We start from the raw sequence: 20970 nt of genomic DNA, 5'->3' as shown, positions 1-20970 counted from the left end.
GAAAAACCTTGCGGTGGCGCAAACCAGATCTCTACTCGAGAAATCCGCGGAGGACGGCCCGAGCGATAGCGGCGGTGTCGAGTGCGGGGACGTCGAGTGCGAGACGGTCGAGAGCGACGCCGGTCAGCAGGGACACTATGGCATCGATCTGATCGTCGGTGGCGTGCGGGTAGGCAGCGCGGATCTGGGCGGCCCGAGTGCGCACGGTGACCGCCCGCAGGTCTCGCATGAGCGCGGCCAGCTCCGGATCGCGGGCGGCTTCGACGGACAGCTCGAAGCGGGCCAGATACCGGTTGCGAGCGGGGCCGGACCCGGCGTCGACGGCGGCTGTGAGCAGATCGACCACCTGCTCGGGGGTGGAGGGCGGGTTTGTCACCGAGTTCTTTTCGGCGGCGATCTGGTGGTCGAGGATGCGCCGGGCGATCGCCGCGTATAGGGCGGCTCGTGTTGCGAAGTAGTTCGAGGTGGTGCCCGGGGGAACGCCCGCGGCCTTGTCGATGGCGCGGTGGGTGATCGCTGCCAGGTCGATCTCGTCGATCAGTCGGAGGGCTGTGTCGGACAGAAGCTCACGCCTATCTGTTTTTCTCGGCATGCGCTTGATTCTACTACATCGTAGTACTACATTGTAGTACTACGATGTAGTGACCATCTGATGGAGGCAGGTTCTGATGCTGCAGGACAAGAAGATTCAGAGCACCGACGTCCTCGTGGTGGGCGCCGGACCGACCGGATTGACACTGGCGGTCGAGCTCGCCCGCCGCGGGATCGCCCATCGAGTGATCGACCGCGGCTCCGGTCCCGCGATCGGTTCGCGCGGCAAGGGCTTGCAGCCGCGCAGCCTGGAGGTACTCGACGACCTCGGCGTGATCGATCGGATCCTGGCCACCGGCGAGGCAGGGTTGCCGCTGCGCATGTACCAGGACCACGAATTCACCGCCGAGCTGGCGACCACCACGGGTTCGGGTCCCCGGCCGGGAATTCCTTATCCGGACCTGGTCCTGCTGCCGGAATGGCGAGTGGAAAAGGTGCTGCGCGACCGCTTGGCCGAACTGGGTAGCAAGGTCGCATTCGGTGTGGAGCTGGCATCGTTCGAACAAGATGCCGAGGGCGTCACGGCGGTGCTGGACCACGGTGAGATCGTGCGGGCCCGGTATCTGGTCGGTTGCGACGGCGGGCACAGCACAGTCCGCCGTCAGCTGGGCGCGACTATGGCCGGACGGACGCACGACGACCAGTACTTCCTGGTGGGCGATGTGCGAGTAGGCGGACTGAGTGCCGATGCCGCCTACGCCTGGTTCACCGAAGGCGGTGGCTACCTCGCTGTTTCACCGCTGCCGCACGCCGATGGAGTATGGCAGTTCCAGGCGAACGTAGTGCCCGGACCCGACGGATCGGTGCCCGAGCCGACGCTCGACATCTTCCGCGAACTCTTCACCGCGCGTTCGGGCCGGGCCGATGTGGTGCTGGACGAGGCGACATGGCTGTCCCGTTACCGCTTCAACGCGCGCATGGTCGACCGGTACCGCTACGGCCGGGTCTACCTGGCCGGCGACGCCGCCCACGTGCATTCGCCTGCCGGCGGCCAGGGCATGAACACCGGCATCCAGGACTCCTACAACCTCGGCTGGAAACTAGCGGCCGTGCTCGGTGGTGCGCCCGGCGACCTGCTGGACAGCTACGGGGACGAGCGAATCCCGGTGGCCGCCAGAGTGCTGGCAGACAGCTCGCGCGGCTTCGAGTCGGTGTTCGCGCTGCGCGGTGTGCGCCGCTTTCTGCGTGATCATCTGATCTTCCCGCTCGTGAAGCACCCGGCGGTGATGGCCAGGCTGCTCGCCAAAACCAACCAGCTGGCCATCGCCTACCCCGACTCCGCGCTGACCCTCCGCGGTGAGGACCGCTGCCGCGGCCCACGCCCCGGGGACCGCGCCCCCGACGCCCGCGGCGTCGCCGCCGACGGCACACCGACCCGACTGTTCGACATCACACGCGGAACCCACTGGACCGTAGTGGGATTCGGCGAAGAGGCCGCCGCAGCGCTCCGTGAACTCGCCGGTACCTCGGACGACGCGGTACGCACCTGCATGGCAACCGACAACGCCCCGGCTTCGGACCACACGGATATCACTCGGATACTCATCGGTTCCGAAGCGCGGCGCCTGTTCCGCGTCCAGCCGGGCACGCTGGTCCTGATCCGTCCCGACGGTTACCTCGCCGCGCGCACCTGCGACGCAGCCGCGATCTCCGCACACCTCACTCGAATCCTCGCTCCGCGCAAAGCACTCGAGACCACTGCCTGAAGGTCACCGTCGCACCGGTGAGTGGGTCGCGCCGCCAGACGGAGCAACTCGACGGCAGCTGATGACCACGAGCCAATGCGAAGGTCCGAAGCGGTGAGCCGATGACCACGACCGACTCCAGCCCGCAGCGAGAGCATGGACCCTGTGGCTCGCTACTGTCCGCGGTCCACCCAGCGAACGAGCAGTAGCGTGCAAGCACGTCGCACGTCGGACGCGGCCTCGGCCGCGTCGAGTTGGCCTGCCACGGCCCAGGTGAGGATGCCGTAGATGCATTGCTCCACCAGCCGCGCCAGCTGGTAATCCTCGGTGTCGGGTGTGGCGATGCCCGCGACCGCCACGATCCGGTCGCGCATCGTGGTATCCACCGCGACCGCACCGGCCGAGCGCACGGCGTTGACCGAGACGAGCATCGCACGAGCCAGTAAGGGGCGCCGCAACAGTTCGATGGTGGTCTGCTCCATGAAGTCGCAGACCGCCGCGACCGGATCCGGCGGTCGCCCCGCGGGAACCGGCAGATCCTGGACGCCTGCTTCCAGCAGACCGGAGAAGACGTGGTGCTTGGCGAGACTGACACAGCTGGAACAACGAGTGCTCCGCCTGGAGGACGAGCTCGAGGTGACCCGGTTGATCGCCTCCTACGGCCCCTTCGTGGACACCGGCGCCGCCGACGCGGTGGCCGCCCTGTGGACCGAGGACGGCGAATACGAAGTCGAAGGATGGCATATGCGCTCTCGTGCCGACGTGCACGCGATGGTCAGCTCCGATGCCCACCGGTCCCTGATCGCCGCCGGGTGCTCACACTTCCTCGGCCCCGCGCACGTCGTCATCGACGGCGACAGTGCCGTCGCCGTGTGCGAATCCCTGCTGGTCCGCCATCAGGACGGCGTCTTTCGAGTTTGGCGTGCCGGAGCGAACCGGTTCGAACTGCGCCGCACGCCGCACGGCTGGCAGATCGTCCGCCGTACCACCAGAGCCCTCGACGGCACACCCGAGGCGCACCGGCTACTGCGTGCGACCATTCCGACCGGGGTTCCACACGATTGAGTTTTGAACAGCGTCCGGTTCGATCGAGCTGTCCGCCGTCCGGCGGATGATCAGGTGTGCTGGAATTGCCACTGCTGGGTGCGGCTGATCGGCGCGGATCGCGCGAGCCCGATCTCCTCGGTGCCGATGTCACCGTCGTGACCGGGCAGGTCGAGGACGAACTCGCAGGCGGCCCAGACAGCGATGCGGTAGCAGTCGGGGTGGGCTTCCTCGGCGGTGATCTGCCACCCCAACGGCGTCCCACTGCACTCGAGGTGGGCTCCCTCGCTCACCACGCCGTCGCCGAGTCCGAGCCTGGTGCCGGTGCGTCCGCTGCCGATGTACCAAATTCCTTCGCCGAATTCCGGCGCTCTGGACAACAGCCAATGCTGCCAGCCGTCCTCGACACCTGGCTCCGCCACCACCGTCACCTGATCAGCGCTGTCGAGCGCCAGCACACAACCGGCGCCGACATTGACGATCCGATAGACACCTTCGCTCAAATCGGTCATGGTCCGTCGTCCTCACCATCCGCTAGACCTCGAGGCCACGGCATTCCCACGAGCCTCGCATCAGAAGATCCCGTGCCTTTGGGCTACCCCGCCCATCGACCGAAGAATCACGTCGGTACGGGCGCGATCGCAGCCGCCCGGCTCCTCCGAACGAGACGGAGGCCCCCTACTGCTCATGGCGAGCTGACTACGATCGAGTCGTTTCGCTGAAAAATTGTCTGCGAATGCGGAAGACGCCTTACCATGTGGCCACCTGGGGCAATTCGCATTGACGAATCTGCTTCTGCCACAGAATCGCCGCCGCATTCCACCGACCCATCTCGAATTCCGGCATCTGGACGACAATATTCTCCGCCGGAATTCTTCGTAATCTGACGAAGTAACGCTTTTCGGCGCGGATAAGCAGAGCTCCGGCGGCATGGTCCTCGGCAGTCGCGAGAGGAGTAAAATCGATTCATTCGATATCGATAAATCAAATATCGACGATAAATGATAGCCCGACGATGCGGCCTGATGCCGGAGTCGACCGACCGTCCCACGCCAACGAAGTGTCGACAGAACAGAGCAATCGAGGAGCCATCATGACAGTGGTCCAGAACTTCATCGACGGCAAGCTCGTCGACTCGGTCGGTGGTGCCACGATGGCACTGGTCAACCCCGCTACCGGCGATCAGTACGGTACCGCCCCGGTGTCCGACGAGCAGGACATCGACAACGCGTACGCAGCGGCCGCCAGAGCGTTCCGCGACTGGAAGCGGACGACGCCGTCGCAGCGCCAGAAGGCGCTGTTGGATTTCGCCGACGAGTTGGAGAATGCCGCCGACGCGCTTGTCGAGGCCGAGGGCCGCGACACCGGCAAGCCGAACCACATCACCTCGGCCGCGGAGATCCCCCAGATGCTGGACCAGACCCGATTCTTCGCGGGAGCGGCACGGGTACTCGAGGGCAAGTCGGCCTGCGAGTACCTGGCGGGCCATACATCCTGGATCCGCCGGGAGCCGGTCGGCGTCATCGGACAGGTGACGCCGTGGAATTACCCGATGATGATGGCCATCTGGAAGTTCGTTCCCGCGATAGCGGCAGGCAATACCGTGGTGATCAAGCCGAGCGAAACCACTCCGGTGACGACGGTGATGCTGGCCGAACTGGCCTCCGCACACCTGCCGCCAGGTGTGCTCAACGTGGTAACCGGTGACCGGGCGACCGGTGCGGCGGTGGTCGCGCATCCGACTCCGAAGATGGTATCGATCACCGGTTCGGTGGCCGCGGGCCGTGCGGTCGCGGCGTCGGCCGGGGGCCACCTGAAGCGCACGCATTTGGAGTTGGGCGGCAAAGCGCCGGTCATCGTGTTCCCCGACGCCGATATCGCTGCCGCCGCCCAAGGTATCGCGGCCGCGGGCTATTTCAACGCCGGGCAGGATTGCACGGCGGCCACCCGTGTGCTCGGTCACGGGTCTGTGGCCGACGATCTGACCGCGGCGCTGGCCGAGCAGGCCTGCGGCGCGACAACCACTTTCGGCAAAGCCGCCGATGACGAGGATGCCTGGGTGCCACCGGTCAACAATGCCGACCAGCTACAGCGGGTGCTCGGCTTCCTCGACGAGGTGCCCGATCACGCTTCGGTCGTGGCCGGTGGGCACCGGCAGGGCGACCACGGGTATTACGTCGAGCCGACGGTCGTCGGGGGGCTGTTGCAGGATGACCGGATGAGCCAGAACGAGATCTTCGGCCCGGTGATCACCGTGCAGTCGTTCACCGACGAAGACGAGGCGATCCGGTGGGCCAACGGCGTCGAATACGGGCTGGCCTCCTCGGTGTGGACCAAGGATGTGTCGAGGGCGCTCCGCGTGTCGGCCGCGCTGGATTTCGGCTCCGTGTGGATCAACACCCACACCGCGCTGATCGCCGAGATGCCGCACGGCGGGTTCAAGTCGTCCGGACACGGCAAGGATCTGTCGATGTACGGGCTGGAAGACTACACCCGCGTCAAGCATGTGATGGCCAAGATCGACTGAACCCCGACAACGATGACAGCACAGCCGCTCGCCGCCACCGGCAGCACCATGCACCAATTGCCGCGTCGCCATCACCTCCTCGTGTCGTCCAGGCCGGCCGGCGGCACAATCGCAACAGCGTAGGCAACGAATCCGGTGTGGTGAGCGAAGACGAAAGGGGCGCGGGTGCACGCGACCGTAGAGCCCGGCGTCGAACTGGCGGTGCTGTGCGTGGTGATGGTGGCTCTGACTGCCGCGTGGTATCGGGTGGCGCGATTGGGACCGACTCCCGTGGCTCCGCGCGCCGCGATCCGCGGCGCCGCACAACTCGGAATCGTCGCGCTGGTACTGGCCGCGGCACTGGCACATCTCTGGTCCGCGGTGCTCGTGCTGGCCGTCATGTTCGCCGCCGCGGTGGCGACCGCCGCGCAGCGGTCCTCGGCCGGCTGGTCGGGAATGTGGCTCACCGTCGCACTCGGGGCGGGCATCGGGGTTGTGGTGCCGCTGATGCTGATCAGCGGCGTAGTCCCACTCACCGGTGTGGCGTTGGTCCCGATCGGCGGAATCGTGCTGGGCGGGACGATGACCGCGACATCGCTCGCCGCCCGTCGAGCCCTCGACACGGTCGAACAACGGTGGGGTGAAGTGGAGGCGGCGATGAGTCTGGGCTTCACCGAACGCGAAGCACGACTCGAGGTCGTCCGCCCGAGCACCGGTGATGCGCTGTTACCGGGCGTCGACCAGACCCGCACAGTCGGATTGGTCACTCTGCCCGGCGCATTCATCGGTGTGCTGCTCGCCAGCGGCTCAGCCCTTCAGGCCGCCGCGGTACAGATGCTGGTTCTCACCGGCCTGCTGCTGGCCCAAGCATCCGCGGTCGCGGTGACCACCGAACTGGTCGCACGATCGAAGGTTCGCCGCACACGACGGTAACGACACAAAGGATCCGTACCAGCCGAAGGTGCCGCACCGACCCGCGCCGATCACCCCCTGAGCGCCTTGCGCATCCGCTTGACCATCCGGACGGTGACGACCACCAGCACCGTCAACGTGGCCGTGAGCAGCACCGTGGACAACCACGCCATGGTGGGCACCGACAGCCGGTAGACCAACACGATCCGGGTCAGGGCCTCGACCACCAGTCCCACGCCCCACAATGCCGAGATGCGGACGTGGGTCCGGCGGGCGAGCGCATCGGTGCGGTAGGTGTGCTCGATGACGGCCAGGTCGCCGGTCGCCATGACACGGCGGGCGGCGTAGTAGGTCAGCGGCTTACCGAACAACAGGCCGACCAGGATTGTGACGCCGATACCGGCGGTCACCACAGATTGTTGCACCATGAGCGTGCGGGCGTCGCCACTGAGCAGCGACCCGATCAGTCCGATCACGAAGCCGCCCAGAACCATTCCGGCGAACAGGTCGATCCGGCGATTCCGCGCCACCTCGACGAGCACGGTCGCCGCAGAGGTCAGCGCACCGGCCAGCAGCGCCATGAAATCGGAGTAGCCGAGCGCGTGCAGCACGAAGTAGGACGCCATCGGCACCAGGATGTCGCGCGCCACGGGGGCGAACAGTTTTCGCAGGTCCGGACGCCCAGTGGCAACCTGCGCGGCGGGGGAAACGGTCTCGTCGACGATCATGGTGGGCAACTCCTGTAAGAACGGGCCGGACAGGAATCGAATCTACGAACGCGAGAGCCGTGCGGGATCTGTCAACCGTCATCTCTCGGGCATGACAACTGTCATGCCGCTGTAGCCGCCCGAACGGCACACGACTCGGGCCCGCAGCCGTTCGACGTGGTCGACGTGGCGGAGTCGGCGTTCGGCGAGGACACTGAGGACGTAGCACCCAACTCGTCCCCAGGAGCACATGAGATGCCAACCAACGGGCCTTTCGGCATCGATCCGGAAGATTTCGAACGCGCACTGCGCGGGGCGGGCACCGAGTTCCGCGACCTGCTCGGGAAAGCCGGCGTATACCTGGATCGCGTCGATCACGCGACCGTCGGTTCACTGGCGTCGCTGCTCGGTCAGTTCGTCCAAGCGCAACAGCCACGTCCACCGCAACCCGAGGGCGAGACCACCGGTGAGACCGGCAGCGGGGTGTGGGTGATCTACAGAGTCGACGACATCGGCGAGGCCAAGGTCGAGCAGGTCTTTCCGAACGAACTCGAGGCCTTGCGCGCACATCGCGACAACATCGATGATCGCCGTCGGGTGCGGTTCCTGCCCTACGGGGTTCCGGCAAGTGTGCTGGATGCGCCCTGACGGCTGTACAACCACCGACTACCCTGATGCGATGGACGGTCGAGACATCCGGCTGGGGTGAAGCCCGGCGATTTCAGCCGATGCTTTGACGGGTCGGCTCGATGAGCGCGATGAATCGCTCCTCTTGCCGCGGGTAGGGGTTGCCGGTGATTTCGTCGAGATTTGGTCGACGATCTCCCAAGCGGCGTCGCCTTCGAGCCATGCGACGACCCTGCCGCGGATGACGACCGGCCGGAGCGGGTTGTCGACCGGCGTGAGGGAGAGTGCGATCCGGGGGTCGCGGCGCATACGACCAGCGGCCACGCTACCTGCTCATGGTCATGACCCGCTGGGGTGACAGATGGCTCTCGGGTCCGGAAGGCCCGCCGGTGCTCTACCGCCACCACGCGTGCGGCCGGATCAGCGGCGTCGACCTGCGCCGCGCCCACTGCGGCGAGCCGATGCACGCCGAGGACTGGGGCCGAAGGTGCTCGAACTCTCGCGTGAGCGCACCGCCGGCGCGCTGCCGTATCTGGCTCCGCCAGAGCACACCGCGCGGGCGCGCCGGATCCTCGGCTCCGCGCTGCTGGTCGCGGAGCAGAAGCTCGTGCTCGACGACGATCCGCAGCGGGCGCGTGAAGTCGGCAGGCAGACGGTGGACATGTATCTCGGCCTGCGCAATTACGTCTCGAACCTGCGGCGTCTCGGCTTCTCCGAGGATGATGTTGCCAAACCGGGCAGTGACCGTCTCATCGATGTGCTCACGGTGCACGGCACGCCCGTCGAGGTCACCGGGCAACTGGTCGAGCATCTGAAGGCTGGTGCCGATCACGTTGCGCTGCAAGCATTGGATGCGGACTATCTCGGCTCGCTACGCCAACTCGCGCCGCTGCTGACCGCGGCCGACTGAATCACCGTGCCGCGCCGCGGTCTCGCGAGGCCGGCCATTCGCTGATCCACGTCGATCGACGGTTCGATGAGTCCGCACAGCGGTGTCGAGCACTGGCGGCCGATAGTATTCCGGCGTCGTCGTCCACCATCCTCCTGCCGGGGAGCCCACCATGTCCCAACCGCCGAATCCCGCCCAGCACCCGGTCGTGGTGGACTTCCACACCCGCCGCCGCGACAACTGGCAACTACGCATCGCCGACTGGATCACCCGCTTTGCCGGGTCGATGCCGTTCGTCTACCTCCACGCGGCCGGATTCGCCACCTGGATGCTCCTCTGCGAGGAAAGCCCTTGGCCGACACTGACTCTCGTGGTATCCCTCGAAGCGATCTTCCTCTCGACGTTCGTGATGATCGGACAGAACCGAGCGGCCGAATTCCAGCAGCTCAAAGCCGATCACGACTTCGCCGAGGAAGAACTCGAACTCAAGACCAACACCGAACTCACCCGCGCCATCCACGCCATGACCACCGAACTGCACCGACGCATCATCGAGGAAACACCCGACCAGGTAGAGCGGTTGTGATCGCGGTCAACCGACCGGCTCGGCAGCGCGCTGCCACCGTCCCGCGATGCGAGGAGTCGCGTTGCGGCGGAAAGCGACTCCTACCGCGCACGCGGCATTGCCGACAGCGGACCGTGCTCGGGCGAGGCGCGGAAGGCGTGGATCATGAGCGCGGCGAAGCGCCGCGAGGCCGCCACACGGGTCTGCGAGCCGGCCCGGATTCCTCGGTGTGCCATGAGCATGAGGCTCAGGTCGGCGACTGCGAAGTCGGGTCGCAGCTGCCCGGTCTTCTCGGCGCGGCGGGCCAGTTCCCCGACCGCCCGTAGCGCAGCGGCACGTTCGGCGGCGAAGTCGAATGCGTCGGGAAAGGTCGAGGTGAACGCCTCGGTGAAGCCGCGATTGTCGGCGTGCAACGCACAGATGTTCTCGATGAACAAGCAGAAACCATGCCAGGGATCCGGGTCGGACAGTCCTTGCTCGACGAGGGCGCGGCAGGCGCGCATCTCACCGGCGAACGCGGCGGTGGCCAGGATCTCCTTAGTCGGAAAATGCCGGTACAGCGTCGCGGGCCCGACCCGGGCACGGCGGGCGATATCGCGCATCGGGGCGGTCATTCCCTCGGCGGCGAACAGAGCGCGCGCGGCGTCGAGGATGCGTTCTCGGTTGTCCCTGGCATCCGAACGCAGAGTGTGAGGCAAACGGTCGGCCACCGCTCTCACTTTAGCTAAGCGGACGCCTGCGTCCGTTAGCGTCGGCTCCCGGGGGGATGACGGGAGACGAGGAGAGCCAGTGAAAGCCATCGAGATCCGGACCTTCGGGAGCCCTGACGGCATGGCAGTGGCCGACATTCGCATCCCGTCGCCCGCCGCAGGACAGGTGCTCGTCACCACGGAGGCGATCGGCGTCGGTGGAGTGGACGCGGTGATCCGGCGCGGCACCCTCGGCAGTTACGGCTTCCGGGAAGGGCACATCCCCGGCAGTGAGGTCGCCGGGGTCGTGACCGCGGTCGGCGCGGGTGTCGACCGCTCGTGGGTGGGGCGGCGGGTGTGGGCGTTCACCGGGGTCGGCGGCGGATATGTCGAACATGCCGGCGCCGCCGTCGAGCAGATCCTCGCGCTGCCCGAGCACCTGTCGCCGGCCGCGGCGGTCACCCTGGGCAGTTCTGGAGTCGTTGCGCACTTCGGTCTCGCTCACGCCCGCTTCGCCGCAGACGAGTCGGTGCTGGTGCGCGGAGCGGCCGGGAGTATCGGAATCCCGGCCGTGCAGCTCGCCGCTCGCGCCGGCGCCGCCGCGGTCGCGGTCACGACCTCCTCGCAGGAGCGAGGCGATCGGCTCCGCGCCCTCGGCGCCACCCAGGTGTTGGACCGCGCCGGGACCGGTGGCGCGGACTACGACGTCATCATCGACATCGTCGCCGGCGCCGCCCTCCCGTCGTTCCTCGGCAAACTCGCGCCGAACGGCCGCATGGTGGTCGTGGGGATCGTCGCGGGCTATCCACCGGCCGATTTCGGTATGACGATGATGACGGCGTTCCAGAAGTCGCTCTCCTTCGCAACCTTCAGCGCCGACACCATCGACCACGCCGCCCAGCGAGCGATCCGCGCCGAGCAGTTCGCCGCCGCGGCTCGCGGGGAACTGGATGCGGTAGTGCACGACTTGCTGCCGCTCGAGCAGGCCGCGCTGGCGCATCGGAAGATGGACGCCGGAGAGGTTTTCGGTCGCATCGTCCTGACGCCGTGAGCGATCGCGTCGCCGGCGCCCGCGCTCGCCAGCCGTCTCGGGCCTCCGGCGGCAAGACGTCGAGTTCGATGGTGCGGGCGGTGAGGTAGCTCCTGTTCGACCTGCTCGGTCGAGCACAGGCGTGTCGACACGAGAAAAGGGCTCCTGAACTGGGAGTATCGGAGTTGCGCAGCACACTCGACACCGCATTCAGCCGGCCGTGTGGATGTCGACCGCTCGACGTCCCGACAAACTCGCCCCGACCCACCGAAGGAAGTCAGAGCGCCGTGACAGACATCAGCATCCAGACGCTCGACGAAACCATCGACGCGGTGCTCGAAATTCCGTCCGGTGAGGGACCATGGCCTGGCGTGGTCGTCATCCACGACGCTCTCGGGCTTCGCGACCCGCACCGGAAGATCGCGCGTCGCATCGCCGACAACGGCTACCTGGCGATCGTGCCCAACCTGTATTCCCGCGGCGGGATGATCCGCTGTATGCGATCGATGTTCAACGATCTCATGGCCTGTGAAGGCCGCACCTTCGACGACATCGCGGCGGCACGAAAATTCTTGGCAGAACGGTCCGACTGCACCGGGGCGCTCGGCATCGCCGGATTCTGCTCGGGCGGCGGGTTCGCCCTCGTCGCCTCTACGAAAGGCTTCGGCGCATCAGCGCCGTTCTATCCACCGCCCCTGCAGAGCAAGTACGCCGAAATCGTCGAGGGCGCGTGCCCCATAGTCGCCAGCTTCGGCCGACGCGATCCGATGAACCGGGGTAGCGGCCCGCGCCTCGAAGAAGTGTTGACCCGAAAGAAGATTCCACACGACATCAAGACCTACCCCCACGCGGGGCACAGCTTCGCCGACCGCACTCCCGTGCAGGCGGTGGCGCGCATCTTCGGGTTCGGCGAGAACGAGAAAGCCGCCGCGGATGCGTGGCAGAGGGTATTCACGTTCTTCGGCCGGCACCTGCGGTGACCGCGACGCTGCAAGCACACCTGCGCGCCGCGCTGCCTCGACACACGGATCGGAGGAGACCGCGCGGGCGGCCGGCGCAACAGCTGGAGATGGAGTCAAAAGGGGATCCAACTGCCGTGAAAGCCGGTGGGGATTCGGACGGGCAGATGGACTTCGGCGATGGGCGGGCTGTCGAGGTCGGCGGCGTCAAGAATCAGAAGGTAGCCGTTTCCGCGAATACGATCGTGGGCGAAACTCATCAAATATCCGTCGTTTTCGTCCCTGGCCTGGGGGCGCGGGACGAACACGGCCTCACCACAGGTATGGCCTTCCGGCAGTCGGTGGGTGCGCCGTGAGGCGCCGTCGGCGAAGTCGTAGCGGTAGATGCGGGAGTGGCTCGGTTCGGCTTCGAGCGAGAAGCTGACCAGGTAGCCGAAGCGGTGGTGGAGCCCGACCGTGCTGTCGGCGACGCGCGGATACTCGGCTACCGCGTCGTCCACCGGCTGTTCGGTCACGGTGCCCTCGGCAAGCCGCAGGCGCCACTGGTGCAGGCGGGGCAGCCCGCCGCCGATATCGTCGCTGCCGGCCCGCCACAGTTCGGCCACCCGCGTGCCGGTGAGGGTGATGGCGCCGTCTTCCTCGAAGGCGTTGAGGGTGTGCCATACATAGCAGGGTTCGATGTCGAACCAGCGAACCGGGCCACCGGCGCGGGCCATCACCCCGAACCGGGCGTGATGTCCGTCGTCCCAGCGCCACGCTGCGGTGGCCTGGTTGAACACGACCGGCAGGTCCATGAAGACCACGTGGTGCCGGGTCACGGCGAAGTCGTGCATCATCGTGGCGCGCGGAAGCTCGATCGGCTGGGTCCGGAGCAGCTCGCCCGAGGGTGACACACGGTGGTAGGTCAGATACGGCGGGCGCAGTCGGTAACCGAAGAACAGCAACTCGCCGGATTCCGGACAGATCTTGGGGTGCGCGGTCGTCGGCGTTCGCAGCGCGCCGTCGAAGGTGAACGGTCCGACGGTCTCCAATTCCGGCGTGAGCTGGTAGGGGAAGCCGCCTTCCTCCAGCGCCAGAAGTCGGCCCGCGTGGCTGACGACGTGGGTGTTGGCCGTGGTGACCCGGTAATCCATCGTCGCGGTCGCCGGGTCGAAGCCGAGTTCGAAGCGCGATCGGCCCGGGTGGTGGTAGAGCGGGGTGCGCACGTAGCGGTTGCGGTACCAGCGCGCGCGTCCTTCCGTCAAGGCGACCGCGTGGACCATGCCGTCCCCGGCGAAATAGTGCGGTGACCAACCGGTCCGCGGGTTGGGACCATTACACACGAACATTCCGTTCAAGTCTGCGGGTATTTCTCCGATCACCTCCGTTGGTTCCACGGTGCATTCCTCGGTGACCGGCGCGTTGTTCCCGGCCAGATGCAGTGGCACGGCCGCGTACGACGGCATTGTCATCGTCGGATCTCCCTTCCCTGGATCGCCGTGCCAGGATGCCGAGACAATTCCCGAACAAACAGACTTGTTCTCGGCGGAGTCCTGAGCCGCTCACCGAACTCCCAGCTCAGCGCCGCGCAAAAAATTTGCGCGACCCGATCACCGCCATCCGCGCAAGCAGCGGCCGTCGTGGATGGCGGCGGCCGACTCGTCGCTCGAATGACGACCGGGATAGGCGCGGCGACCTGGGTTCCGTGTGAGAATCGGCTGGAGAACGGCCGGTCTCTTTCGGGACTCAGCGGCCGAACCTGCGGTGTCGCCGACACCGCTGCGCAGCGACACAGGTAGTCCGATGACCGAAACACATTCCGAGTGCACCCGCAGAGAGTCCTGGGAGCGGACGACCGGCATCCCCTTGATGGTGCTGGCCGTCGCGTTCCTCTGCGTCTATGCCTGGCAGGTACTCGATACCGGGGCATCGCCTCGTCTTGACGCCTGGCTTACCCGGGTCGACGTGCTGATCTGGGCGGCGTTCGCGCTGGACTTCGCCGTGCGGTTGGGGCTGTCCGGGAACCGGTTGCGGTTCCTGCGTACCCACCCGGTCGACCTGTTGATCGTGGTGTTGCCGCCGCTTCGCCCCCTGCGGCTGTTGCGGGCGGCCATGCTCGTGATCGGCACCCTGAACCGGAACACGACGACCAGAGCCAGGCTCGCGGTATTCGTCGGAACCAGTTCGCTACTGCTTCTGCTGCTGTGCAGTCTGGCTTTCTTCGACGCCGAGTACGGGGCGGCCGACAGCAAGATCCACAATTTCGGTGACGCGCTGTGGTGGTCGATGGTGTCGGTGACCACCGTCGGCTACGGCGATGTGTATCCGGTGACCACCGAAGGCCGTTTGATCTCGCTGATCCTGATGACCTTGGGCATCGGCCTGATCAGTTTCGCGATCGGCACCACCACCAGCTGGGTGATGGATCAGCTGAAGAGCGTCGAGGCGAATGTGGAGAGTACCGATCGGGAGATCACCGAACTCGTCGCAGAGATCAAAGCATTACGCGCCGAAGTGGCCGCTCTGCGCTCCACTGTGATCGAGCCGGATACCGTGCCGGCCGAATGACCGACGCACCACCAGCGGATGCGGGCCCGTGCGGGGCCGCCCCCTACAAGTAGGGGCGCTCAGGGTCGTAACCGGGGGTGAGGTGGGGGCGATGAGCCAGGTGGAGTTCGTCGAGAGCGGAGGCCGGCGTGGGTCGAGCTATGAGAAGTGTTGCGGTGGCCGCCATTACGGCGGCAACGTGGATGTTCGGGATCGGTGCACCGGTCATGGCGCATGCCGAGCCGGACGGGGTGAGGCATTGCGCGGTCAGCAGTGGACGAGTACCCGAGACGGCGACCCCGGAGGAGGTCGGACTCGATTCGACCGCGCTGCGCCAGGCGGTGGCGCTCGCGGCGGATTCGACCCGCACGACGCTGCAGATCTTTCGGAACAATTGCCTGATCGCGACCGGCCCGAACACCGCGCGGGCCGCCGGTGTGCCGTGGAATCTCTGGAGCAGCACCAAGAGTGTGGTTTCGATGGTAGCCGGGATCGCGGTCGGCGAGCAGCGGCTGCGGCTCGACGACCCGATCGGCGCCTATCTGCCACCCGAGCTCGGTGATGCCGGACATCGCGCGATCACGGTGCGGAATCTGCTCATCGAATCCAGCGGCATGCGGGTAGCGGTGGCCTCGGAGGGCATCACCGGGTTGGCGCAAATCGACCCGAATGTGGTGGCGCAGGCGCTGGCGATGCCGATCGATCAACAGCAGGGCACCGAGTGGCGCTACAGTCAGCGCGCTGTCGATCTGCTCGTGTACGTCATCCAGCGTGCGGTCGACGAGGACTTTCAGACGTACGCGCAACGAAAGCTCTTCGATCCGTTGGGAATTCCGCCGACCGACTATTTCTGGGGACGGGACCGCAGCGGAAACACCTACGGTTACGCGCATCTACTGCTGCCACCGGACGACTTCGCCAAGCTCGGACTACTGCTCACCAATCGCGGCCGGTGGGGCGGTCACCAGATCATTTCCGCGGATTATCTCGCGCAGGCAGGCCGACCCGCCCCGACGAACCCATGCTATGGCTTCCTGTTCGTGGTGAACGGGCCGGACTGCGGCAACTATTTTCCTGGACTGCCGCCGGATGCGATGCAGATGTCGGGAATGATGCGCCAGGACAATTTCGTGGTGCCGAGCCTCGGATTGATGGTCAGTTGGACCGGTGTCACGGTTCCGGGCAGCGCGTTGAGCTTCCCGCACGATGTCCTGCGCGCGGTCGGCGCTGCCTTCCGGGAACCTCGCATACCCGCCGCGGCACCCTACGAACAGCAATCCGATGTCCAACTGTCCGATCCGATGATCTCGAACCCGGACGCGACACTCGCCGCACTCGGCATCGGCCCGATGGCCTACCCAGGTTGCAACCCGCTGTCCTGCCTGGGTAAGCCCATGTCCGCGCCGTTCGCGAATTGGCCACCGGGTTGTTTCATACTCGGCTGCGCCGGCCCGCACCCGGCGACTCCTGGAATTCCGTAGCGGCACAACACGTCCCGGAGATAGGTTGGACGAGGGATTCGACCATACATTACCGCCACGACGGCTGGCAGGACGGCACCGCCAGGTGGACCGCCGGTGCGGGCGGCAACCGGATCAGTGGCGGCTGGGACATTTACAGCTCGGTGTTCAGTGGCGACACTTACCTCCACCTCGTCTGAGCATCCCCTCCGAGATTCGATGTCCTGTGAATCGCGCCTCCGCTCGATGCACGCTCCCCCAGAGGCTGCCCCTTTGGGGGAGCGTCTACATCCAAAAGAAGGCGGAGACCGCCCGATTACGTTCCCTCCATACGTGTCCACAGTCCTCCGGGGCGCACACCCTGACCGGACCCATGCCCGCTGCGCCCATCACGGTCGCTCGTCGCCGGGCACTGCGGTTTGCTGGACGGCGCGGGCGGTGCGACCGGAGTCGTGGGCGCTTATCGGCCTGCGACCGACGCAGGTGAGTCCGCTCGGGTGACGAGCCGGGAGACGAAAACCCGTTCCAGCAGTTCGTACAGACAGTCGCGGTCCTGGTCACTGAGCCTGTTCAGGCCGTCCTGGGTGGCGCGCATTTTCGCGCGGATCGTGTCGGTTATCTGTTCGCCCTCGGGTGTGATGACGAGATTGGTGACGCGCCGGTCGGCTTCGCTGGCCTCTCGTCGCACGAGGCCACGCTTCTCCAGCCGGTTGATGATCCCGGTCACGTTGGAGGCGTCGCAGGCCAAGGTCTCGGCCAACGCGCGCATCGCGACGGGCCCTCGGCGCAGCACGGTCAGCGCCTTGCCCTGGCTCGCCGTCAGGTTCTCGCTCGCCGCCGCGACGGTGAAGTCGCCGTAGTAGACGCCGAGCGACACCGAGAGCAGCTCCATCAACTGGGCCGTGTCGACGCGGGGAGCTTCTGCCATGGCGACCAGCCTATCCGCAGAAACTTGACTATCTCAAATATTTACCCTTAGCGTGTGGCCATTGCTTGAAGTTCTCAACCATCGAAACCGTACCAACGAGGAGTGCCCAGTGATCGTCACCGCGTCCGACGCCTCGCGCACAGCCGAGATCCTGTCCCGGCCCGTCGCGCTGAACGGCCTGACCGTCCCGAACCGCATCGTGATGGCGCCGATGACGCGCATGTTCTCCCCCGGCGGCGTGCCCGGTGACGATGTGCGGTCGTACTACGCCCGCCGTGCCGCCGCCGGCGTGGGCCTGATCATCACCGAGGGCACCTACGTCGGCCACGAGTCCGCCGGGCAGAGTGACCGTGTGCCGCGCTTCCACGGTGAAGAGCAGTTGGCGGGATGGGCGAAGGTCGCCGAGGACGTACACGCGGCAGGCGGCACGATCGTGCCGCAGCTGTGGCACATCGGCATGGTCCGCAACCAGGGGGACGCACCCTACCCCGATGCGCCCGCCGTCGGCCCCTCCGGTATTCGCGTCGACGGCACCGAGGGTCTCGGTAAGGCGATGACCCAGGGTGACCTGGACGACGTCATCGGCGCCTTCGCCGAGGCCGCCGCGGACGCCGAGCGCATCGGCTTCGACGGCGTCGAACTGCACGGCGCTCACGGCTATCTCCTCGACCAGTTCCTGTGGGCGCGAACGAACCGCCGTGACGATGCCTACGGCGGCGGCACCGTGGCCCGTACAAAGTTCGCCGCCGAGATCGTGGCCGCTGTTCGCGCGGCCGTCTCGCCCGGCTTCCCGGTGATCTTCCGTTACTCGCAGTGGAAGCAGGAGGCCTACGATGCACGGCTCGCCGAGACGCCGCAGGAGTTGGAAGCGATCCTGGCTCCGCTCGCCGCAGCCGGCGTAGACGCCTTCCACGCCTCCACCCGTCGCTACTGGCTCCCGGAGTTCGACGGCTCGGACCTGAACCTGGCAGGCTGGACCAAGAAGCTCACCGGCAAGCCCACCATCACCGTCGGCTCGGTCGGCCTCGACGGCGACTTCCTCCGCGCCTTCACCGGCGAGGGCGCCGAACTCGGTAGCCTCGACAACCTCCTCGATCGCCTGGAGCGCGAAGAATTCGACTTGGTCGCCGTCGGTCGCGCCCTGCTCCAGGACCCGGAGTGGGCGTCCAAGGTCCTGGCGGGGCGGATCGACGAGCTGAAGCCGTACGACGCGGCGGCACTGAAGACGCTGCGGTAAGCGAGTTCCCCTTTGTGGTAAGGATTCTCGCTGGCGCGAGCCGCAGCAGCATCGTTCGGGATACTGGATCGACGACGATGCCCTGCACAGGGACGACTGCGGTTGTGCCTGGTGGGTGCTGAAGTGGTTCGGCGACGGCCGGGCAGTGCTGGCCGTAGAGGACGAATCGAGCGAGGTCAGGGGTACGAGGCGCGATCGACCTGCTGGCCGGAGCGCCGGAATGGTTGCCGCGGCACTACCTGCGGGACCTGATCGCCGACTACGTGATCGGCTGTATCTACCTGCCGGGAGACCGTCACCATCGTAATCGTATCTGATGCAGTCATCAGATACGATTGCGATGACAGTCGCCAACGGAAGAGGGATCCATGTCCGCCGAACCCGTGGTGCGCAATCGCATCGACCGCCGCCGGGAACGCACTCGCAACGCACTGCTGGGCGCAGCACGGAAGTTCCTGGCGGAAGGTCGTTCGGCGGTGAGCATCCAAGAGATCACCGATGCCGCCGACGTGGGATTCGGCTCGTTCTACAACCACTTCACCTCCAAGGAAGAGCTGTTCGACGAAGCCGTCCGCTCGGTGTTGCAGGTCTACAGCGAGATGCGCGACGAGATCGTGAAGCTGTACGACGATCCGGCCGAGGTATTCGCGGTGAGTTTCCGGATGACCGGCCGTCTCCAGCGGCAGGCGCCGGAGATAGTGCGGGTGCTGCTGAATTCCGGCATGCCGGTGCTGCTTCGGGACGAGGGCCTGGCCCCGCGTGCCCGCCGCGACATCATCGCCGCCCAGGAGGCGGGCCGGTTCGAGCCGATGGACCCGGACATGGCCGTCATGGCCGCAGGCGGCGCACTGCTGGGCCTGCTGCAACTCCTGGACGCCCAACCCGGGGCCGATGCGGGCGCGCTGACCGACGAGATGACCTTCCATGTGCTGCGCATGTTCGGCATGAACAAGCGTTCGGCACAAAAGCTCGTCTCCCACCCCCTGCCCCCGCAGCCGCAGCTGGAGCTAGTTCCTGATCCATAGTTCCGGTGGCATCGCCATGCTCGGAGGGGCGCAACGTCTACCCGATCGACCGGTCGGCCGTGGTGAGAAGCGCCTGAGGGCCGAAACCGCTGCCCCCGTGGTCGCCTGCTTCAGTTGCCGAGAGAGTCACCGGCCGCGTCGAGGCGTCCGCCCCGTGCGGCCAACGCGGCCGCGGGAATAATGGCGACCAGCGCGGCTCCCAGCACCCAAGTGAAAGTGGTTGCGAACGCTTCGGCCTGCTCCGCGTGCTGGATCCCGCTGTCTCTCAGCCCCTGCTGCAGGATCACCACGAACACGGCCGTACCGATGGATCCGCCGATGCGCTGCATGATGTTGAGTTGAGGTGTGGCATCCGCCATCTGAGCCGGGCCGAGGTTGCGCAGCGCCACCGTCATGGCAGGTGTCGCGGCCAGTCCGATGCCGAGCCCACGCACGATCATCGCGGCGGCCAGCAGCCAGTACGGCGTGTCGCCGGTAACGAACAGGAACGGCACCGTGGCGACGACACCGATCACCGCACCGATCACGCTGGTGAGCCCGCCGAGCCGCTCGACCATGGGTGCCGACAGCCCCATGGCTACGGCCGCGCCCAGCCCTTGCGGGGCCAGCAACATTCCGGTGTGCGCGGCATCCTGATCTCGGATCACCTGAAAATACAGGGGAAGCAGCACCATCGCCCCAAAGGTCACCGCGCCCAGCACCAGCGTCGTGACCGCACCCGCACCGAACAGCGGATCCCGCCACAGCCGCAGATCGAGAACAGGATGCGCGGATCGCGTCGCGTGCACGACGAAAAGGCCGATGACGGCGACCCCGGCCAGGACCGGAACCAGCACCTGCGGATCGGTGACACTCCGGACTCCGGCGCGAGCCAATCCGAAAGTGACGCCCACTGTCCCGAATGAAATCATCATCAGCCCAACGACATCCAACGGACCTGCGGCTTCGGTCGGCTCGTCGGGCTGGAGCAGTCGCCACGCCAGCACCAGACCCAGCACGCCGAATGGCACGTTGATCAGGAAGATCCACTGCCAGCCCGCGTATTGCAACAACAGCCCGCCGAGGGTCGGCCCGATGACGGGTGTGAGCACCATCGGCAGTCCCGCAGCCACCATGGCTCGCGCCATGCCGCGCTGCCCAGCGCTGGTGATCAGGATCAGCTGCCCGACGGGAATCATCAGCCCCGCGCCGAATCCCTGCGCGACGCGGGCGACGATCAGGGCACCCACGGAGTCCGCGAGTCCGCAGGCGATCGAGGCGACGGTGAACAGGCCGAGCGTGCTCATATAGAGCCGCTTGGGCCCGACCTTGCGGGCAGCCCAGCCGCTGGCGGGCAGCACCGCCACCTGCACCAGGAGATAGGCCGTGACGACCCACTGGATGGCGTCAAGCGGCGCGTCCAGGGCCGTAGCCAGGGAGTGCAGAGCGACATTGACGATCGTGGCGTCGAGGAAGGCGAGCACCGCGCCGACCAATACGACGACCACGGCCCGACGGGCTTGCGGGCTCAGCCCGGTGGTCACGCTGTCGGAAACGTTGGAAGCAGTCACCTTCGCAGTGTCATCCACACGGCAAACTCTGTCAACCAGT

At 66.5% G+C, this 20970-nt stretch carries 21 protein-coding genes; 13 read left to right on the top strand and 8 right to left on the bottom strand.

The window, feature by feature from the left end:
* Positions 1 to 31: 31 nt before the first annotated feature.
* Positions 32 to 592: a TetR/AcrR family transcriptional regulator gene (locus ACWEO7_RS04545; protein WP_452420733.1), complete on the bottom strand. Its 561-nt coding sequence runs from the start codon at positions 590 to 592 to the stop codon at positions 32 to 34.
* Positions 593 to 668: 76 nt separating this feature from the next.
* Here ACWEO7_RS04545 and ACWEO7_RS04540 point away from each other — a divergent pair, with 76 nt between their 5' ends.
* Positions 669 to 2297, top strand: coding sequence for an FAD-dependent monooxygenase (locus tag ACWEO7_RS04540; protein WP_452420731.1), 1629 nt, complete (start codon positions 669 to 671; stop codon positions 2295 to 2297).
* A gap of 152 nt (positions 2298 to 2449) precedes the next feature.
* On the opposite strand, the gene ACWEO7_RS04535 is transcribed toward ACWEO7_RS04540, so the two are convergent.
* The gene (locus ACWEO7_RS04535; RefSeq protein ID WP_452420729.1) at positions 2450 to 2758 is read right to left on the bottom strand and encodes a hypothetical protein; all 309 of its coding nucleotides are present in this window, start codon (positions 2756 to 2758) and stop codon (positions 2450 to 2452) included.
* 97 nt (positions 2759 to 2855) lie between these two features.
* Between ACWEO7_RS04535 and ACWEO7_RS04530 the strand changes: the two genes are divergently transcribed.
* Complete coding sequence (locus ACWEO7_RS04530) at positions 2856 to 3341, top strand: nuclear transport factor 2 family protein (RefSeq protein ID WP_452420876.1); 486 nt, start codon at positions 2856 to 2858, stop codon at positions 3339 to 3341.
* 50 nt (positions 3342 to 3391) lie between these two features.
* On the opposite strand, the gene ACWEO7_RS04525 is transcribed toward ACWEO7_RS04530, so the two are convergent.
* Positions 3392 to 3832, bottom strand: coding sequence for an RICIN domain-containing protein (locus ACWEO7_RS04525; RefSeq protein ID WP_452420727.1), 441 nt, complete (start codon positions 3830 to 3832; stop codon positions 3392 to 3394).
* Between the two features lie 581 nt (positions 3833 to 4413).
* Between ACWEO7_RS04525 and ACWEO7_RS04520 the strand changes: the two genes are divergently transcribed.
* Together ACWEO7_RS04520 and ACWEO7_RS04515 are read left to right on the top strand one after the other, a co-directional pair.
* Positions 4414 to 5847 (top strand): aminobutyraldehyde dehydrogenase, encoded by a 1434-nt coding sequence (locus tag ACWEO7_RS04520; RefSeq protein WP_452420725.1) that lies wholly within the window; start codon positions 4414 to 4416, stop codon positions 5845 to 5847.
* A gap of 165 nt (positions 5848 to 6012) precedes the next feature.
* Positions 6013 to 6759, top strand: coding sequence for an ABC transporter permease (locus ACWEO7_RS04515; protein WP_452420723.1), 747 nt, complete (start codon positions 6013 to 6015; stop codon positions 6757 to 6759).
* 50 nt (positions 6760 to 6809) lie between these two features.
* Here the strand turns inward: ACWEO7_RS04515 and ACWEO7_RS04510 are convergent, their stop codons facing one another.
* Complete coding sequence (locus ACWEO7_RS04510) at positions 6810 to 7466, bottom strand: VC0807 family protein (protein ID WP_452420722.1); 657 nt, start codon at positions 7464 to 7466, stop codon at positions 6810 to 6812.
* Positions 7467 to 7700: 234 nt separating this feature from the next.
* Between ACWEO7_RS04510 and ACWEO7_RS04505 the strand changes: the two genes are divergently transcribed.
* From ACWEO7_RS04505 to ACWEO7_RS04495, 3 genes are all read left to right on the top strand, one after another.
* Positions 7701 to 8093 carry a hypothetical protein gene (locus ACWEO7_RS04505; RefSeq protein ID WP_452420720.1) on the top strand — a complete coding sequence of 131 codons (393 nt, stop codon included), beginning with the start codon at positions 7701 to 7703 and terminating at the stop codon, positions 8091 to 8093.
* Positions 8094 to 8559: 466 nt separating this feature from the next.
* The gene (locus ACWEO7_RS04500; RefSeq protein ID WP_452420719.1) at positions 8560 to 8982 is read left to right on the top strand and encodes a hypothetical protein; all 423 of its coding nucleotides are present in this window, start codon (positions 8560 to 8562) and stop codon (positions 8980 to 8982) included.
* 151 nt (positions 8983 to 9133) lie between these two features.
* Positions 9134 to 9547 (top strand): DUF1003 domain-containing protein, encoded by a 414-nt coding sequence (locus ACWEO7_RS04495; protein ID WP_452420717.1) that lies wholly within the window; start codon positions 9134 to 9136, stop codon positions 9545 to 9547.
* An 80-nt stretch (positions 9548 to 9627) separates the two neighbouring features.
* On the opposite strand, the gene ACWEO7_RS04490 is transcribed toward ACWEO7_RS04495, so the two are convergent.
* Complete coding sequence (locus ACWEO7_RS04490) at positions 9628 to 10236, bottom strand: TetR/AcrR family transcriptional regulator (protein WP_452420715.1); 609 nt, start codon at positions 10234 to 10236, stop codon at positions 9628 to 9630.
* A 79-nt stretch (positions 10237 to 10315) separates the two neighbouring features.
* On the opposite strand from ACWEO7_RS04490, the gene ACWEO7_RS04485 reads away from it, so the two are divergent.
* Complete coding sequence (locus ACWEO7_RS04485; protein ID WP_452420713.1) at positions 10316 to 11266, top strand: zinc-binding dehydrogenase; 951 nt, start codon at positions 10316 to 10318, stop codon at positions 11264 to 11266.
* Between the two features lie 266 nt (positions 11267 to 11532).
* Positions 11533 to 12225, top strand: a complete 693-nt coding sequence (locus ACWEO7_RS04480) for a dienelactone hydrolase family protein (protein WP_452420712.1) — start codon at positions 11533 to 11535, stop codon at positions 12223 to 12225.
* 95 nt (positions 12226 to 12320) lie between these two features.
* Here the strand turns inward: ACWEO7_RS04480 and ACWEO7_RS04475 are convergent, their stop codons facing one another.
* A complete protein-coding gene (locus ACWEO7_RS04475) occupies positions 12321 to 13655 on the bottom strand; it encodes a carotenoid oxygenase family protein (protein ID WP_452420711.1) in 1335 nt (444 codons plus the stop codon).
* A 331-nt stretch (positions 13656 to 13986) separates the two neighbouring features.
* On the opposite strand from ACWEO7_RS04475, the gene ACWEO7_RS04470 reads away from it, so the two are divergent.
* Positions 13987 to 14751, top strand: coding sequence for a potassium channel family protein (locus ACWEO7_RS04470; RefSeq protein WP_450021761.1), 765 nt, complete (start codon positions 13987 to 13989; stop codon positions 14749 to 14751).
* Positions 14752 to 14906: 155 nt separating this feature from the next.
* Positions 14907 to 16211, top strand: coding sequence for a serine hydrolase domain-containing protein (locus ACWEO7_RS04465; RefSeq protein WP_452420709.1), 1305 nt, complete (start codon positions 14907 to 14909; stop codon positions 16209 to 16211).
* A 439-nt stretch (positions 16212 to 16650) separates the two neighbouring features.
* On the opposite strand, the gene ACWEO7_RS04460 is transcribed toward ACWEO7_RS04465, so the two are convergent.
* Entirely contained in the window at positions 16651 to 17118 is a 468-nt protein-coding gene (locus ACWEO7_RS04460) for a MarR family winged helix-turn-helix transcriptional regulator (protein WP_355074309.1), read from the bottom strand.
* Positions 17119 to 17227: 109 nt separating this feature from the next.
* Here ACWEO7_RS04460 and ACWEO7_RS04455 point away from each other — a divergent pair, with 109 nt between their 5' ends.
* Together ACWEO7_RS04455 and ACWEO7_RS04450 are read left to right on the top strand one after the other, a co-directional pair.
* Positions 17228 to 18355, top strand: a complete 1128-nt coding sequence (locus ACWEO7_RS04455; protein WP_450021765.1) for an NADH:flavin oxidoreductase — start codon at positions 17228 to 17230, stop codon at positions 18353 to 18355.
* A 368-nt stretch (positions 18356 to 18723) separates the two neighbouring features.
* Positions 18724 to 19380: a TetR/AcrR family transcriptional regulator gene (locus tag ACWEO7_RS04450; RefSeq protein WP_452420707.1), complete on the top strand. Its 657-nt coding sequence runs from the start codon at positions 18724 to 18726 to the stop codon at positions 19378 to 19380.
* 110 nt (positions 19381 to 19490) lie between these two features.
* On the opposite strand, the gene ACWEO7_RS04445 is transcribed toward ACWEO7_RS04450, so the two are convergent.
* Entirely contained in the window at positions 19491 to 20930 is a 1440-nt protein-coding gene (locus ACWEO7_RS04445; RefSeq protein WP_452420705.1) for a DHA2 family efflux MFS transporter permease subunit, read from the bottom strand.
* Between the last annotated feature and the right edge of the window lie 40 nt (positions 20931 to 20970).

It is taken from the genome of Nocardia sp. NPDC004260 (genome assembly GCF_053603155.1).
Note: the sequence above shows the minus strand (reverse complement) of the source record. Positions and strands in the feature narration are given on the sequence as shown.

What these genes read in the sequence shown, in the direction of transcription:
- ACWEO7_RS04450 (WP_452420707.1), top strand. Translation starts at nt 18,724, where the DNA reads ATGTCCGCCGAACCCGTGGTGCGCAATCGCATCGACCGCCGCCGGGAA.
- ACWEO7_RS04510 (WP_452420722.1), bottom strand. Translation starts at nt 7,466, where the DNA reads ATGATCGTCGACGAGACCGTTTCCCCCGCCGCGCAGGTTGCCACTGGG.
- ACWEO7_RS04505 (WP_452420720.1), top strand. Translation starts at nt 7,701, where the DNA reads ATGCCAACCAACGGGCCTTTCGGCATCGATCCGGAAGATTTCGAACGC.
- ACWEO7_RS04545 (WP_452420733.1), bottom strand. Translation starts at nt 592, where the DNA reads ATGCCGAGAAAAACAGATAGGCGTGAGCTTCTGTCCGACACAGCCCTC.
- ACWEO7_RS04540 (WP_452420731.1), top strand. Translation starts at nt 669, where the DNA reads ATGCTGCAGGACAAGAAGATTCAGAGCACCGACGTCCTCGTGGTGGGC.
- ACWEO7_RS04495 (WP_452420717.1), top strand. Translation starts at nt 9,134, where the DNA reads ATGTCCCAACCGCCGAATCCCGCCCAGCACCCGGTCGTGGTGGACTTC.
- ACWEO7_RS04475 (WP_452420711.1), bottom strand. Translation starts at nt 13,655, where the DNA reads ATGACAATGCCGTCGTACGCGGCCGTGCCACTGCATCTGGCCGGGAAC.
- ACWEO7_RS04520 (WP_452420725.1), top strand. Translation starts at nt 4,414, where the DNA reads ATGACAGTGGTCCAGAACTTCATCGACGGCAAGCTCGTCGACTCGGTC.
- ACWEO7_RS04460 (WP_355074309.1), bottom strand. Translation starts at nt 17,118, where the DNA reads ATGGCAGAAGCTCCCCGCGTCGACACGGCCCAGTTGATGGAGCTGCTC.
- ACWEO7_RS04525 (WP_452420727.1), bottom strand. Translation starts at nt 3,832, where the DNA reads ATGACCGATTTGAGCGAAGGTGTCTATCGGATCGTCAATGTCGGCGCC.
- ACWEO7_RS04535 (WP_452420729.1), bottom strand. Translation starts at nt 2,758, where the DNA reads ATGGAGCAGACCACCATCGAACTGTTGCGGCGCCCCTTACTGGCTCGT.
- ACWEO7_RS04470 (WP_450021761.1), top strand. Translation starts at nt 13,987, where the DNA reads ATGACCGAAACACATTCCGAGTGCACCCGCAGAGAGTCCTGGGAGCGG.